Annotated in this window: 1 protein-coding gene; it reads right to left on the bottom strand. The window is 73.3% G+C overall.

Annotated features, from left to right (window positions below):
* Positions 1-60: 60 nt before the first annotated feature.
* Positions 61-16,698 carry a type I polyketide synthase gene (locus tag AC5P1B_RS00540; protein WP_493884106.1) on the bottom strand — a complete coding sequence of 5,546 codons (16,638 nt, stop codon included), beginning with the start codon at positions 16,696-16,698 and terminating at the stop codon, positions 61-63.
* Between the last annotated feature and the right edge of the window lie 313 nt (positions 16,699-17,011).

Here is a 17,011-nt window from a genome sequence, read left to right as displayed (position 1 = left end):
CGCCTCAACGACCTTGTCGGTGGATGCAGTCATGTTCCTTGCCTCACACTTCGAGCGTCATCAAGAGTCGGGGTTGTCGAGCGCCAGATGGATAAGACTGTCGAGGTCCATCAGGTCGATCGCACCGGCCGCGTCTTCCGCCGCCGGTCGCGGTGCTTCACCGGGGTCGTCGTCGGCCAGCTTCAGCAGGGCGTCCAGCAGTCCCGCCTCCTGGAGCCGGGCGAGCGGGATGGAGGTGAGCGCCCGCCGGGTCTCCGCCTCGTCGTCCGCCGGGACTGGGGTACCGGGTTCGGCTTCGGCTTCGGTGCCGAGGATCTGTTCGCGCAGGAACTCCGCGAGCACGGCCGGGGTCGGGTAGTCGAAGACGGCGGTGGCCGGGAGCCTGAGTCCGGTGGCCTCGTTCAGCCGGTTACGGAGTTCCACGGCGGTCAGCGAGTCGAAGCCGACGTCCTTGAACGGCCGGTTGGTCTCCACCGATTCCGCGTCGCCACGTCCCAGTACGGTCGCCACCTGGCCGCGTACGAGCTCCACCAGGGCGCGCTTGCGCTCGGACGCGGTGAGCCCGGTCAGGCGCCGCCGCCACCGCGCGGTGCTGTCCTCGTCGGTGTCCCGCGTCGCGGGGGCTGCGAGGAGTTCACGTACCTCGGGCACCCCGCTGAGCAGCGGGCTGGGGCGGGCGGCGGTGAAGGCGGCGGCGAACCGTGCCCAGTCCACGTTCGCCACGACCGGGTAGGTCTCGTCCCGGTCCAGGAGCTGCTGCAACGCCTCGATCGCCAGCTTGGGCGGCAGCAGCGGCAGTCCACGCCGGTCCAGGGAGTCCCCGGCGACGTGGTCGGCGACCATGCCGCGCTCGGCCCACGGGCCCCAGGCCACCGAGGTGGCCGCCAGCCCGCGTGCCCGGCGCTGCTGAGCCAGTCCGTCCAGGTACGCGTTGGCCGCCGAGTACGCCGCGTGCTCCCCGCTGCCCCAGACACCGGCGATGGACGAGAACAGGACGAACGCGTCGAGCGGGTGGTCGTGGAGCAGTTCGTCGAGGTGGGCCGCGCCACGGACCTTGGCCCCGACGACCTCGGCCAGCTCGGCGTGGCCGAGCTCGTCCAGGGTGGACAGCCGGTTCACCCCGGCGGTGTGGAACACGGCGGTCAGCGGGTGGTCCCGCTGGATCCGTGCCAGCAGTTCGGCCAGCGCCGAGCGGTCGCTGACGTCGCAGGCCGCCAGCGTGACCTGGGCGCCGAGTCCGGTCAGCTCGGTTTCGAGCGCGGTGGCGTCGGGGGCGGCGCGGCCTGCCCGGCTGACCAGGACCACGTGTTCGGCGCCGGTGCGCGCCAGCCAGCGGGCGACCTGCGTGCCGAGGGCGCCGGTGCCGCCGGTGATGAGCACCGTGCCGCTGGGCTGCCAGGTCCGGCCGGTGAGGGGGGCGGTGTCGGAGGAGTCGGGTACCAGGCGGCAGGCGAGGACTCCGGAGGCGCGGATCGCCAGCTGGTCCTCGTCCCCCGGGTTGGCCAGCGTGCCGCGCAGCCGGGTGCGTACCCGCTCGTCGATCAGCTCGGGCAGGTCCACAAGCCCGCCCCAGCGCTTGGGGTGTTCGAGGCCCATGACCCGTCCCATGCCCCAGGTCAGTGCCTGGAGGGGGCTGTTCACCCGGTCGGTCCGGTCCGCGTGGACGGCGCCTCGGGTGGCGCACCACAGCGTGGCACCTGCGTCCAGGTCGCCGAGCGCCTGGATCAGGGACAGGTTGAGTATCTGACCGAGCGGCAGTGCCGGGTGCTCCGGGTGCGCGGACTCGTCCAGGGCGAGCAGGGACAGCACCCCGTCGACCACGCCGCACGTCGCCAGTACGCCGCGCAGCCGCTCGGCGAGCACCGCGCGGTCGCTGTCGTCCACGGTCACCGGCACCCGGACCGTCTGGGGCGCGAGGTCGGCCAGTGCGTCCGCGGTCGGCTGTGCCGCCGGGCCCGGCGGGACCAGCAGCAGCCAGGTGCCGGAGGGGGTGTGGGGAACAGGCTCGGGCAGGGCGTCCCAGTCCACCCGGTATCGCCAGCCGTCGACGGTGGTGAGCTCGTGGCTCTGCCGCCGCCAGGACGACAGTGCGGGCAGCACCGCGCCCAGCGCGGAACGGTCGTCGGCTTCCCCGATGCGCAGCGCGGCGGCCAGCGCCGCGAGGTCTTCTCGTTCGACGGCCTCCCAGAAGCGCGCCTCCATCGGGTCCGTGGTGCGTGCCGCCGGGGCGGTGGCGGGTGTCGGCCAGAAGCGTTCCCGCTGGAAGGCGTAGGTCGGCAGTTCCACCCGGGTGGGGCGCGGGTCGCCGAACACGGTCGGCCAGTCGACGGCGGTGCCGCGTACGTACGCCTCGCTGAGCGAGGTGAGGAAGCGCTCCAGTCCGCCCTGGTCGCGTCGGAGGGAGCCCACCACGGCGCCGTCGAGCACGGGCTCCTCGCCCTCGTCGAACGTCTCCTGGATGCCCACGGCCAGTACGGGGTGCGGGCTGATCTCGATGAAGACCCGGTGTCCGGAGTCGAGCAGGGCGCGGGTGGTGGGCGCGAACTGGACGGTCTGCCGGAGGTTGGTGTACCAGTACGTCGCGTCCAGGGCCGTGGTGTCGATGCGCTCGCCGGTCACGGTGGAGTGGAACGGGAGCTGGGAGGCGACGGGCGCGATCGGGGCCAGCAGCTCCAGCAGTTCCTCGCGGATGGATTCCACCTGCGGGGAGTGGGAGGCGTAGTCCACCGGTATCCGGCGGGCCCGGATGCCGACGGCGGTCAGCTCGGCGTGCAGCCCGTCCAGCGCCTCGGGGGCACCGGCGAGGGTCAGCGATCCTGGCCCGTTGAGCGCGGCGACGGCGAGCCGGTCGCCCCACGGCGCCAGCCATGGGCCGAGTTCCGCCTCGGGCAGCGCCACGGACATCATGCCGCCCCGCCCGGCCAGTGCGACCAGGGCCTGGCTGCGCAGCGCCACCACACGGGCGGCGTCCGGCAGGGTCAGTGCTCCGGCCACATGGGCGGCGGCGATCTCCCCCTGGGAGTGTCCGACGACGACATCGGGGTGCACACCGCAGGAGCGCCACAGCGCGGCGAGCGAGACCATGACCGCGAACAGCACCGGCTGGACCACATCGACCCGGTCCAGCGAGGGGGCGCCCTCCGCTTCGCCGAGCACGTCAAGCAGTGACCAGTCGACGAACGGGGCCAGGGCTTCTTCGCAGTCTCGCAGCCGGTCCCTGAAGATGTCGGAGGCCGCCATGAGTTCGCGGGCCATTCCGGCCCACTGGGCGCCTTGGCCGGGGAAGACGAAGACGACCTTGCCGCCGGGTCCCGCGGTGCCCTGGACGAGGCCGGGGGCGCTGTCGCCCTCGGCGAGCGTCTGAAGGCCGTTCAGGAAGTCGTCCCGGTGCCGCGCCACCACCGCCGCCCGGTGCTCCAGCGCGGTCCTGGCGGTGACCAGGGCGTGCGCCACATCCGGGATGGCCGGAGCGGGCTCGGTGCGCATCCGCGCCAGCAGGCGCGCGGCCTGGTCGCGCAGGGCGGCCTCGTTCGTGGCGGAGAGCAGCCAGGCGGTCGGCCGGTCCTCCTGCGCCAGGTCCGGTGCCGGAGCCGGGTGCGGCTCGGCGGCCGTACGGGACGTGTCCGTGGCCTGCTCGACGATCACGTGGGCGTTGGTGCCGCTGACGCCGAAGGACGAGACACCGGCCCGGCGTGGCCGCTGGGTCTCCGGCCACGGCACGGTCTCGGTGAGCAACGACACCGCACCGGCGGACCAGTCGACATGGGGTGACGGCTCGTCCACGTGCAGGGTCCGCGGCAGTTCGCCATGGCGCATGGCCATCACCATCTTGATCAGGCCCGCCATCCCGGCGGCGGCCTGGGTGTGGCCGATGTTGGACTTGACCGAACCGAGCCACAGCGGCCGGTCCTCGGGCCTGTCCTGCCCGTAGGTGGCCAGCAGGGCCTGCGCCTCGATCGGGTCGCCGAGGCTGGTGCCGGTGCCGTGCGCCTCCACCGCGTCGACGTCGGCGGCGGAGAGCCGGGCGTTGGCCAGCGCCTGCCGGATGACCCGTTGCTGGGAGGGGCCGTTGGGCGCGGTCAGACCGTTGGACGCGCCGTCCTGGTTGATGGCACTGCCGCGCAGCACCGCCAGCACCTGGTGGCCGTTGCGTTCGGCGTCGGAGAGCCGTTCGACCAGCAGCATGCCGATGCCTTCGCCCCAGCCGGTGCCGTCGGCGTCCGCGGCGAACGCCCTGCACCGCCCGTCGGGTGACAGCCCACGCTGGCGGCTGAACTCGATGAAGAGCCCGGGAGTGGACAGTACGGTCACGCCACCGGCCAGTGCCATGGAGCACTCGCCCTGGCGCAGGGCCTGGGCCGCCAGGTGCAGGGCCACCAGCGAGGAGGAACACGCGGTGTCGACGGTGACGGCGGGACCCTCGAATCCGAAGGTGTAGGCGACACGGCCGGAGAGCACGCTGCCCGCGCTCCCGATGCCGATGTAGCCCTCGACGGCGTCCTCGGAGGCGCCGGACAGGGCCCCGTAATCCTGGTTGCTGATACCGGCGAAGACGCCGGTCTGGCTGCCCTTGAGCCCGGCCGGATCGATACCCGCCCGCTCGAAGACCTCCCAGGAGGTCTCCAGCAGCAGCCGCTGCTGGGGGTCCATCGCCAGCGCCTCACGCGGGCTGATGCCGAAGAACTCGGCGTCGAAGTGCGCCACGTCGTAGAGGAAACCGCCGTCGCGGACGTACGAGGTGCCCCGGTGGTCGGGGTCGGGGTGATACAGCCGCTCCAGGTCCCAGCCACGGTCGGTGGGGAAGCCGGAGATCGCGTCGCCGCCCGTGGTGACCAGCTGCCACAGCTCTTCCGGGGAGGCCACACCGCCCGGGAACCGGCACGCCATGCCCACGATGGCGATCGGCTCCGCCTCGGTGGCCGCCAGCTGCGGGGCGAGCTCGGCCGCCGCCGCCGATCCCGCCGGCTCCGCCAGCAGGAACCGGGCCAGGGCGGCCGGGGTCGGGTAGTCGAACACCAGGGTCGCGGGGAGCGCGAGACCGGTACCGGCGATGAGCCGGTTGCGCAGTTGTACGGCGGTCAGCGAGTCGAACCCGATGTCCTTGAACGCCTTACCGGCCGGGATCGCCGCCGCCGAGGTGTGTCCGAGGACCCGGGCGACCTGTTCACGGACCAACTCCAGGAGAGCGGGTTCCCGTTCGTCTTCGGGCAGCGCCGCGATACGCAACCGCCACTGATCGGACGTGCCGGTTCCCGGGTCCTTCCCGGCGGTGTGCTGCCGTGCCTCGGGAAGGCTCGCGAGCAGGGCGCTCGGGCGCTCGGCGGTGAACATCCCGGCGAACCGGGTCCAGTCGATATCGGCGACGACGGTCAGCGCCGCACCGCTCTCCACGGCCTGGCGCAACGCGTCGATGGCCGGTTCCTTGCCCATCGCCGACAGGCCGACGCGCCGCAGGCGGTCGCCGGTGGAGTCCTCCGCGGCGGCCATACCGGCATCGGCCCAAGCGCCCCAGGCGATCGAGGTCGCGGGCAGGCCGTCGGCCCTCCGCTGCTCGGCAAGCGCGTCCAGATACGCGTTCGCCGCCGCGTAGTTGGCCTGCCCGGCGTTGCCGACCGTCCCGGCGATCGAAGAGAACAGCACGAACGCCGACAGCTCCGCGCCCGCGGTCAACTCGTGCAGATTCCGCGCCGCGTCCGCCTTGGAGCGCAACACCTCGGCGAACCGCTCCGCCGACATCCCGTCCAGCACACCGTCGTCCAGCACACCGGCCGCATGGATCACCGCGGTCAGCGGCTGATCGGCGGGTACCGTGGCCAGCAGGCGGGCCAGCGCCTCCCGATCGGCCGCGTCACAGGCGGCGATCGTCACCTCGGCGCCGAGCCCGGCCAGTTCGTCCCTCAGCCGGTCGGCGCCCTCGGCCGCCGGGCCCCGACGGCTCGTCAGCAGCAGATGACCGGCACCCTGTCGCGCCAGCCACCGCGCGACCTCGCCGCCCAGCACGCCCGTACCACCGGTCACCAGCACCGTGCCCCGTGGCTGCCACTGCGCCGCCCCGGCCGCCCCGTGGGGTGCGCGGGTCAGCCGCCGTACGAACATGCCGGAGCTCCGCACCGCCAGCTGGTCCTCGTCCGCGAGGCCCGCCAGCGCGGCCACCAGCCGGGTCACGGCCCGCTCGTCCGGGGTTTCGGGCAGGTCGACCAGACCGCCCCACCGGTCGGGGTGTTCCAGCGCCGCCACGCGCCCCAGGCCCCAGACCTGAGCCTGCACCGGGTGCGCCGGACGATCGGACCGGGCCGCCGAGACCGCGCCGGTCGTCAGGCACCACAGCGGCGCCATCACTCCGGCGTCGCCCAGCGCCTGCACCAGCGCCACCGTCCCCGCCAGGCCGAGCGGCACGGACGGCATCCGGGGGTGCGGCTCCTCGGCCAGTGCCAGCAGCGACACCACGCCGCTCACCGGGCCGTCCGCCTCGGCGACCAGCGCGGCGACGCGCTCGGCGAGCACCGTACGTTCACTCTCGGCAGCACCGATCACGATCGGCAGGACGCGGGCGCCGTGGGCGGTGAGTGCCGGAACGCACCCGGCCGACCACACGTGGTCCTCCCGGCCCTCCGGAAGTACTACCACCCAGGTGCCGGTCAGCGCCGGGCCAGGGACATCCGCCACCGTCTGCCAGGTGATCCGGTAGCGCCAGGAATCCGCCACGGACCGGGCGCGGTGCCGCTTGCGCCACGAGGACAGCACCGGCAGCGCCGCGGTCAACGACGCCTGCTCGGCCTCCCCCGCGTCCAACGCCTCGGCCACCGCCCCCACATCGGCACGCTCCACCGCGTCCCAGAACGCCGCGTCCGCCGCGTTCAGGGCGTCCACGGGCGCGACCCGCCGGGCCGCGTCCGGCCAGTACCGCTCACGCTGGAAGGCATACGTCGGCAGCTCCACCGGGCGCGCGCCCCGGTCGGCGAAGAACCGCCGCCAGTCCACGGCCGCGCCCCGCACCTGGGCCTCGGCCACGGCCGAGATCAGCGTGAACGCCTCGGCGTGGTCGGTCCGCAGCACCGGGAGGAACCCGGTGCCGTCGGCGGGCGTCGTGATCTCCTGGCCCATGGCGGAGAGCACCCCGTCAGGGCCCAGCTCCACGAACGTGGTCACGCCCTGGTCGGTGAGCGTACGGATGCCGTCGGCGAACCGGACCGCCTCCCGGACATGCCGCACCCAGTACTCCGGGGCGCACAGCTCCTCGGAAGTGGCGAGCCCACCGGTCACATTCGATACGACGGGGATGCGCGGCGCGCCGTACGACAGCCCCTCGGCCACCCGCCGGAACTCCGCCAGCATCGGCTCCATACGCGGCGAGTGGAAAGCGTGCGACACCGTCAGCCGCTTGGTCTTACGACCCTCGGCCCGGAAACCCTCCGCGATCTCGGTGACCGCGTCCTCATCGCCCGAAAGCACCACGGAAGACGGGCCGTTGACGGCGGCGATCGACACCCGGTCCGTACGCCCCTCAAGCGCCGAGGCCACGTCGGCCTCGGTCGCCTGCACCGCCACCATCGCACCACCGGCGGGCAGCGCCTGCATCAACCGGCCCCGCGCCGCCACCAGCACACACGCGTCGGCCAACGACCACACACCCGCCACGTACGCCGCCGACAACTCACCGATGGAATGACCCGCCAGATAATCCGGCACCACACCCCACGACTCCACCAGCCGGAACAACGCCACCTCAAGCGCGAACAACCCCGCCTGGGCGTAGACGGTGCGGTCGATCAGACCCCGACCGTCCTCGGACCACACCACCTCACGCAACGGCACACCCAGCTCGGCGTCGAACCGCGCGCACACCTCATCGAACGCCTCGGCGAACACCGGGAACGCCTCGTACAGCTCACGGCCCATCCCCGACCGCTGCGCACCCTGCCCCGTGAACAGGAACCCGACCCGGCCCTCGCCCGTGCCCACCAAGCCCTGGAAGAGGCCCGCCGCCTCGCGGCCCTCGGCCAACGCCGCGAGTGCGGCGAGGAACGCGTCCCGGTCGGCGGCGACCACGGCGGCGCGGTGGTCCAGCGCCGCGCGAGTGGTGGCCAATGAGAGAGCGACACCGACCGGTTCCCCGGCGTCCACGGCCCGCGTGTGGGCGAGCAGTCGCCTCGCCTGGTCCCGTAGTCCCGGCGCGGTCCGTGCCGACAGCAGCCAGGGCACCACCGGGGAGGTCACCGAGTCCTGGACGGGGGCGGGCTGGACGCCGGGCGGTGCCTGCTCGATGACGACATGGGCGTTGGTGCCGCCGATGCCGAAGGAGGACACGGCTGCCCGGCGCGGCCGGTCGAGCTCCGGCCACGGCCGCGCTTCGGTCAGCAGCTCCACCGCTCCCGCCGACCAGTCCACTTGGGCCGAGGGAGCGTCCACGTGCAGGGTCCGTGGCAGCACACCATGCCGCATCGCCAGCACCATCTTGATCACACCAGCCACACCGGCGGCGGCCTGCGTGTGACCGATGTTCGACTTCACCGAACCCAGCCACAACGGCCGGTAGCCGTCCCGCCCCTGACCGTACGTGGCCAGCAGCGCCTGCGCCTCGATCGGGTCGCCCAGCTTCGTACCCGTGCCGTGCGCCTCCACCACGTCGACATCCGCCGTGGACAGCCCGGCACCGTCAAGCGCCTGCCGGATCACCCGCTGCTGCGACGGGCCGTTCGGCGCCGTCAGACCATTGGACGCACCGTCCTGGTTGACCGCCGAGCCGCGGAGCACCGCGAGCACGTGGTGGCCGTTTCGCTGGGCGTCCGACAGCCGCTCGACCAGCAGCAGTCCGACGCCCTCGGACCAGCCGGTGCCGTCCGCGTCGGCGGCGAAGGACTTGCAGCGCCCGTCGGGCGACAGTCCGCGCTGCCGGGAGAACTCCACGAAGGTGCTTGGCGTTGCCATGACGGTGACACCACCGGCCAGTGCCAGCTCGCATTCGCCCTGCCGGAGCGCCTGGGCGGCGAGGTGCAGGGCCACCAGCGAGGAGGAGCAGGCGGTGTCGACGGTGACGGCCGGGCCCTCCAGGCCGAAGGCGTAGGCGACGCGGCCGGAGACCACGCTGCCCGCGGTGCCGGTGATCGAGTAGCCCTCGGCGTCGTCGGACAGTCCTGCCGAGTGGGCCGCGTAGTCGTGGTACATCAGTCCGGCGAACACGCCGGTCCGGCTGCCCTTGACCGACGCCGGGTCGATCCCCGCCCGCTCGAAGACCTCCCAGGAGGTTTCCAGCAGCAGTCGCTGCTGGGGGTCCATCGCCAGTGCCTCACGCGGCGAGATGCCGAACAGGGCGGCGTCGAAGTGACCTGCGTCGTAGAGGAATCCACCGGTGCGGGCGTAGGAGGTGCCTGCGTGTTCGGGGTCCGGGTGGTACAGGTTGTCCAGGTCCCAGCCACGGTCGGCGGGGAACTCGCCGATGCCCTCCAGTTCCGCGGCGACCAGTCGCCACAGGTCCTCGGGGGAGTTGACGCCCCCCGGGTAGCGGCAGGCCATGCCGACGATGGCGATCGGCTCTCCCTCGTCGCGACCTCGTACGGCCGCCGTCGGCCGCGCGTCAGGTGCGGCGGACGGCACCTGGCCGAGGTGCAGTTCGCCGTGCAGATGGCGGGCGACCGCGCGCGGTGTGGGGTGGTCGAAGGCCAGGGTCGGCGGCAGTCGCAGGCCGACCGTGGTGCCCAGCTGGTTACGCAGTTCGATCGCGGTCAGCGAGTCGTAGCCGAGGTCCTTGAAGTTCTGGTCGGCTCCCACGGCCTCGGCCGAGTGGTGGCCGAGGACGGCCGCCACCTGGTCGCGTACCAGGGTGAGAAGGGCCTTGTGCTGTTCGGCCTCGGGCAGTGCGGCGAGCCGTCCGGCGAAAGACGGTGCGCCGTCGGTGGCAGGCACGGTGCGGGGTGCGGTGGCGGTCCTGACGAGGCGCCGAAGCAGGTGCGGTACGGGCCGGGTCGCCGCCTGGGCCCGCAGTCCGGGGAGGTCCAGCCGGGCCGGGACCAGCAGCGCTTGGTCCCGGCGGATGGCGGCGTCGAGGAGTTCCAGCCCCTGGCCGGTGGGGAGGGGCAGGACGCCCGAGCGTGCCATCCGGGTCAGGTCGGTGTCGGCCAGGTCACCGGTCAGCCCGGAGCCCTGCTCCCACAGTCCCCAGGCCAGCGCCGTCGCGGGGAGACCCTGGGCGCGGCGGGTGTGGGCGAGAGCGTCGGTGAAGGTGTTCGCGGCGGCGTAGTTGGCCTGCCCCGCGCCGCCGAGGACGCCGTTGACGGAGGAGAACAGCACGAAGGCGGCGAGGTCCGCGTGCTGGGTGAGCTGGTGGAGGTTCCAGGCACCATCTGTCTTGGGGCGCATCACCTGGTCGACGCGGTCCGGGCTGAGCGCCTCGATGACTCCGTCGTCGGTCAGACCCGCGGCGTGGATCACGGCGGTCAGCGGGTGTGCGGCCGGTATCCCGGCGAGCAGTCCGGCCAGCGCGTCCCGGTCCGCCACGTCGCAGGCGGCCACGGTGACCTCGGCGCCCAGCGTGCGCAGTTCGTCGCGGAGACCGGCCATGCCGGGGGCGTCGAGCCCACGGCGGCCGGTGAGTACCAGGTGCCGGGCGCCGTGCTCGGTGACCAGGTGACGGGCGACCAGCCCGCCCAGAGTGCCGGTGGCTCCGGTCACCAGCACCGTGCCCGCCGGGTCGATCGGCGTGGTGGTGTCGGCCTGGGCGGCCGGGGCCGCGATCAGCCGGGGGGTGGTCATGGCGCCGCCGCGCAGGGCGAGTTGGGGCTCGCCGGAGGCCACCGCCGCGGGGAGCGCGGCCGCCGAGCGGCCGTCCTCGTCAAGGTCGACGAGGACGAAGCGGCCGGGGTGCTCGGTCTGCGCGGAGCGGATCAGCCCCCACAGGGGCGCGTGCACCAGGTCGGTGACGGGCTCCTCGGCGCGGGTGCCGATCGCGCCTGCGGTGGCGACCACGAGGACGGTCCGCGCCAGCCGCGCGTCGGACAGCAGGTCCTGGACCAGCGTCAGCAGTTCGGAGGTGGCGGCCCGTGCTTCGGCGGCGGGTCCGTCGCCGGTGCCCGGGTACGCGGCGGCGCCCGGCCGCTCGTCGGTGCCCGCGTGGAAGGTCAGCAGTACGTCGGGGGCCTCGGCGCCCGCGTCGAGGGCCTGCCGCAGGGCGGCGATGCCGGGGTGGTGCGCCACGGTCGTCCCGGCCTCGGACAGCGCGCCGCTCAGGCCCTCCGTGGCGGTGCCGAGGACGGCCCAGGTCACCGGAGGCTGCCCCAGGGCCGTGGTGGGCGGCGGTGCCCACTCCACCTGGTACAGCGAGCGGGGGGCGGCGGAGCGCAGCTGTTCCGCGGAGACCGGGCGCATCACCAGCGAGTCGATGGCGGCAACCGGTCGGCCCGTCAGGTCGGTGGCGGTGATCGCCAGCCCGGCGCTGCCGGTGCTCTCGGTGTTGTCGGTGCTCTCGGTGCGGTCGCTGGGAGCTATCCGTATCCGCAGGGTGTCGGCGCCGGTGGCGTGGAGGGTGACGCCGCTCCAGGCGAACGGCAGCCGCAGGGTGCCGCTGTCCTCCCCCACGCCGTCCAGCAGTCCGGCGTGCAGGGCGGCGTCCAGCAGCGCCGGGTGGATGCCGAAGCGGTCGGCCTCGTCCCGCTGTGCCCCTTCCAGGGCGACCTCGGCGAACACCTCGGTGCGGCGGGTGGTTCCGGTGCCGATGTCCCGGCGCCATGCGGTACGCAGGCCGCGGAACTCGGGTCCGTAGGCGTACCCCAGGTCGGCGAGCGCGGCGTAGAAGCCGTCCAGCGGGACGGGGGTGGCGTCCTGCGGCGGCCAGGGAGCGGGCAGATCCGGGACAGCACCGGCGCCCGCACCGGTGGTCAGCAGGCCCGTGGCGTGCCGGGTCCAGGGCGCGTCGGCGTCCTGCTCCTCGCGGCGCGAGTGCACGCTGACCGGTCGGTGGCCGGTCTCGTCGGGTGCGCCCACCGCGAGCCGGAGCCGTACACCGCCGTGCTCGGGGAGTGCCAGCGGGGCCTCGATGGTCAGCTCGGCGACGCGGTCGCAGCCCGCTTCGGTCGCGGCGCGCAGCGCCATGTCGACGAAGGCCGTTCCCGGTACCAGGATCTGGCCGAGCACCCCATGGTCGGCGAGCCAGGGGTGGGTGTCCAGGGACAGCCTGCCGGTGAACAGCAGCCCCCCGGAGTCGGGGAGTTCGGCGGCCGCCATCAGCAGCGGGTGATCGAGGACCAGCAGACCCGCCGCGGTGACGTCCCGGTCCGCCGCGCCGGGCAGCAGCCAGTAGCGCTCGCGCTGGAAGGGGTAGCCGGGCAGCGGGATATGGCGGACGTCGTGTCCGGTGAACGCCTCCGCCCAGTGCGTCGGTACCCCGGCGACGTGGGCCTCGGCCAGCGAGGTCAGCAGCCGGGCGATGCCGCCGTCATCGCGGCGGAGAGTGCCGATGACCAGCGCGTCGTCGGCCTCGGCGGCGGCCAGGGTCTCCTGGAGCCCGACGCTGAGGACCGGATGGGGGCTGGTCTCGATGAAGACCCGGTGGCCGTCGGCGAGCAGACGGCGGGTGGCGCGTTCGAACTCCACCGGCTGGCGCAGGTTGCGGTACCAGTACTCCGCGTCCAGTGCGGCGGTGTCGATCGGTTCGCCGGTCACCGTGGAGTAGAACGGCACCTCGCAGCCGCGGGGGGCGACCGGCGCCAGATCGGCCAGCAACCGGTCGCGGATCGCTTCGACACCGGTGGTGTGCGACGCGTAGTCGACCGGCACCCGGCGCGCCCTCGGCCCCTGCTCGGCGCAGGCGGCGAGGAGTTCGTCGAGCGCTGCCGGGTCACCGGCGACCACGGTGGAGGACGCCCCGTTGACGGCCGCGATCGTCAGCCGCCCGGACCAGGGGGCGATCAGCTCGTGTGCCTGTGCGGCGGGCAGTGCGACCGAGACCATGCCGCCGGTTCCGGCGAGCTCCAGCAGTGCCTGGCTGCGCAGCGCCGCGATCCTGGCGGCGTCGGGGAGGGACAGGGCCCCGGCCACGCAGGCGGCGGCGATCTCGCCCTGTGAGTGCCCCACCACGGCCGAGGGACGCACTCCGTACGAGCGCCAGACCTCGGCCAGTGCCACCATGACCGCGAACAACGCGGGCTGTACGACATCGACCCGGTCCAGCTTCGGCGCCTCGGGGGCGCCGCGCAGCACGTCCGTCAGTGACCAGTCCACGTAGGGCGCCAGGGCGTCGGCGCACTCCCGTATCCGGTCCGCGAAGACTGGCGAGGAGTCGAGCAGTCCAGCGGCCATGCCGGGCCACTGCGAGCCCTGGCCGGGGAAGGCGAACACGGCCTCGCGGGCCGCGCCGGGGGTGGCGGTGCCGCGTACAAGACCGGGGGCGTCCCGCCCTTCGGCCAGCGCGGTCAGGGCCAGGACGGCCTGCGGGTGGTCGCCGACCGCGAGCACCGCGCGGTGCGGCAGCGCCGCCCGGCCGGTGGCCAGGGTGTGTCCGACGTCGGCGATACGGACGCCGGGGTGCGCCTGAAGGTGCGCGATCAGCCGGGTCGCCTGGGCGCGCAGCGCCGCCTCGGAGCGGGCGGACAGCAGCCATGGCAGCAAGCCGCCGTCTGCCGCGGCTGCCCCGTCGCCGTCGGCCGCGAGCCCGGCGCCTGTGTCGTGGAAGGCGCCGGTGGCGGTGGCGGTATCGGTGGGCGCCGGTGCGGGCTCGGCCTCGATGACGACATGGGCGTTGGTGCCGCTGATGCCGAAAGAGGAGACCGCGCCGCGCCGGACGGGGCCACGGTCCGGCCAGGCGACGGCCTCGGTCGGGAGTTCGATCTGCCCCGCCGACCAGTCGACGTGAGTCGTGGGCCGGTCCACATGCAGCGTCCCGGGCAGCATCCCGTGGCGCATCGCGAGGACCATCTTGATGACGCCTGCCACTCCGGCGGCGGCCTGCGTGTGGCCGATGTTGGACTTCAGCGAGCCCAGCAGCACCGGCCGGCCGGCGTCGCGGCTCCGCCCGTAAGTGGCCAGCAAAGCCTCGGCCTCGATGGGGTCGCCGAGCCGGGTGCCGGTGCCGTGCGCCTCCACCGCGTCCACGTCCGCGGTGGTCAGCCCGGCGTTCGCCAGGGCCTGCCGGATGACGCGCGCCTGAGCGGGCCCGTTGGGCGCGGAGAGTCCGTTGCTGGCGCCGTCCTGGTTGATGGCGCTGCCCCGCACCACCGCCAGCACCTGGTGCCCGTTGCGCCGGGCGTCGGAAAGCCGCTCCACGATCAGCAGCCCGACGCCCTCGGCCCAGCTGGTGCCGTCCGCGGCCTCGGCGAACGGCTTGCAGCGGCCATCCGGAGCCAGCCCGCGCTGGCGGCTGAACTCGGCGAACATGCCGGGGTTGGGCATGATCGTGACACCACCGGCCAGGGCCAGTGTGCAGTCGCCCTGACGCAGCGCCTGCCCGGCCAGGTGCAGGGCCACCAGTGAGGAGGAGCACGCGGTGTCCACGGTGACGGCGGGGCCTTCGAGACCGTAGCTGTAGGCGATGCGCCCGGAGGCGACGCTCGCGGTGTTGCCGGTCAACAGGAAGCCCTCGACGCCGTCCGGAGCCTGGTGCATGCGCGGGCCGTAGTCCTGCGTCATGGCGCCGACGAACACCCCGGTCCTGCTGCCCTTGAGCCGGGTGGGATCGATCCCGGCGGCTTCGAACGCTTCCCAGGACGTCTCCAGCAGCAACCGCTGCTGCGGGTCCATCGCCTGGGCCTCGCGGGGCGGGATGCCGAAGAACGCCGCGTCGAACTCGTCCGCGTCGTGCAGGAATCCGCCTTCGCGGGTGTACGAGGTGCCGGGGTGGTCGGGGTCAGGGTGGTAGAGCTTGTCCAGGTCCCAGCCGCGGTTGACGGGGAATCCGGTGATGGCGTCGCCACCCGCGAGCAGCAGTTCCCACAGCTGCTCGGGGCTGTGCGCGCCACCGGGGAAGCGGCAGGCCATGCCGACGATGGCGATCGGCTCGTCGTCGGCGACGTCCGGGGCCACGGGGGCATCCGGTTCCTCTGCCGTGGTGCCACGGACCTCGGAGTGCAGCCGCTGGACCAGCGCGTCCACGGTCGGATGGTCGAAGACGACCGCGGCGGGCAACCGCACACCGAGGGCTCCGACCAGCCGGTTGCGCAGCACCATGGCGGCCGAGGAGTCGACGCCCACGTCGCGGAAGACGCGGCCGGAGTCGGCGGCTTCGACGGCCTGGTCGCCCAGGACCGCCGCGAGTTCGGTGCGCACCAGCGCGGTGAGGGCGCGCGGCAGCTCGGTGTCGGGCAGCCCGGCGAAGCGGGACGCGGCGGACGCGGACGTTTCGTCCGGTCCCTGCCGCGGGTCGTCGTGGACGGCGTGGTCGTACGCGGGGAGCTCGACGGGGCGCGGGTCGGCCCCGGCGAAGGCCGTGGACCAGTCCACGGTGACGCCACTTACATGGAGTTCGGCCATGCTGGTCAGAAATTGCGCGCGTCCGCCCTGGTGCCGGCGGAGGGTGCCGACGACGGCGGCGTCGCTGTCCGCGTCGTCCAGGGTCTGCTGAACGCCCAGGGTGAGCACCGGATGCGGGCTCACCTCGACGAAGGCGTCCGGCTGCTGCGGCAGCGCCGCCCGGATGGCGCTGTCGAACAGGACCGGGCCGCGGATCATCCGGTACCAGTACTCGGCGCCGAGCTGCCCGGTGTCGCACCGCCCGCCGGTCAGTCCCGAGTAGAACGGGATGTCCGAGGGGCCCGCGGTGATCGGGGCCAGATCGCGGATCAGCTGGTCGCGTACGCCCTCAAGTTGCGGGGAGTGGGCCGCGTAGTCGATGGCGACGAGCTGCGCTCGGATGTCCTCGGCGACCAGGTCGGCGCGGAGCGTGCCGATCGCCTCGGTGTCACCGGAGACGACGGTCCAAGACGGGCTGTTGACACCGGCGATCGTGAGCCGGTCACCCCACGGCTCCAGCCGCGCAAGGACACGGTCGGCGGGGAGCGGGACGGAGAGCAGCGCGCCGTGGCCCATCAGCGACGCCTGGGCCCGGCTGAAGACGGCGATCGCGCGCATGGCGTCGGGAAGTGACAGCGCTCCCGCGACCTGGGCGGCGGCGAACTCGCCGATGCTGTGACCTACCACCGCGGCGGGCTCGACTCCACTGGAGCGCCACAGCGCGGCGAGGGAGATCATCACGGCGACGAGTACCGGCTGGGTGATATCCGTCCGCGCCCATACCGAAGGGTCCTGTTCGGACGTCAGGACTTCTTCGAGGGACCAGTCGGCATACGGCTCCAGCGCCTCGGCACACTCCCGCAGGGAGCGCCGGAACACGGGTGAGGAGTGCTGGAGTTCCCGCGCCATTTCAGGCCACTGCGAACCCTGCCCGGGGAATACGAACACCGCTTCGGCGCTCTCGCGGGCCACTCCCAGAACAAGGTTCGGCGCGGCCTTACCATCCGCCAGGGCGCGCAGCGCCAGGCTCTGTTCCTCGCGGTCAGGCGAGACGGCCACGGCCCGGTGCCGTTCCCCGGCGCCACCGGACGCGCCGAGCAGCGCATGGCCGACATCGGCGACGGCCCACTCGGGCGTGAGGCCCAGGTGCTCCCGCAGCAGCCGCGCCCGCGCGCGCAGGGCGTCCTCGGTCGGCGCGGACATCACCCAGGGCAGCGCCGGGGAATCGTCTTCCAACCGTCGCCAAGAACGCGATTCGTCCATGCCCTTGCCCCCGCAGCCGATGGATATCTCAACAGATATGAATCCGGGCCGGGATTGCCGCACATCACGGAGGATCAATACTCTGAGAATTCATCGCACGAGACAGCACACGCGCAAAGAAACACTCGTCCGCCGCAGTCGCGGACGCGCCACATTTCTCTTCCCCGTTTTTGCACGCGCGCGTCATGAATGCCGCGCGGCGTCCCCAGTTGCCGGAGTGGCGACCATCAGGACCGGCTCCACGTATCCCCTGATCAACTCCTTGGCCAGCTAATACTGTGCCTCGTCGGACTGTCAAGCGAGATCCGTCGGG

Source organism: Streptomyces sp. A01, assembly GCF_059026195.1.
The sequence above is the reverse complement of the archived record's forward strand: the minus strand, read 5'-3'. Positions and strand labels throughout refer to the sequence as shown.